Source organism: Gilliamella sp. B14384G10, assembly GCF_016101685.1.
Classification (GTDB): Bacteria; Pseudomonadota; Gammaproteobacteria; order Enterobacterales; family Orbaceae; genus Gilliamella; species Gilliamella apis_A.
The window spans coordinates 1-306 of the sequence record NZ_JACFQA010000015.1; the positions used below are offsets into that span (position 1 = coordinate 1).

Annotated in this window: 1 protein-coding gene; it reads right to left on the bottom strand. The window is 24.5% G+C overall.

The window, feature by feature from the left end; translation table 11 throughout:
• The coding region (locus tag H3T54_RS11805) for a hypothetical protein (protein WP_198222679.1) at positions 1–269 on the bottom strand (269 nt) is incomplete at its 3' end.
• Between the last annotated feature and the right edge of the window lie 37 nt (positions 270–306).

The window sequence follows — 306 nt, forward strand, 5'->3', positions numbered from 1 at the left end:
TTTTTATAGGAAAGTATCATTTTAAAATAAAAATCATCTGTCGATCTTTTTTGTAATAACTCTATATTGTTAATTTCTTCATTCTTAATAGGAAAAGAGATATAATCATAATCATGAAAATCTAAATCGACATCATATTTATCAATATTTGCTTTAAAATAGTCAGAGTCTATTCCTGATACTGACCAGTCGATTCCTTGTAAATTAGTTATAGTTTGAAGTAATTGACCACTTTTCTTACTATAAATATTTATACCAGTTGGTTTCAATCCTTGACCTTTTTTATAGGAAAGTATCATTTTAAAA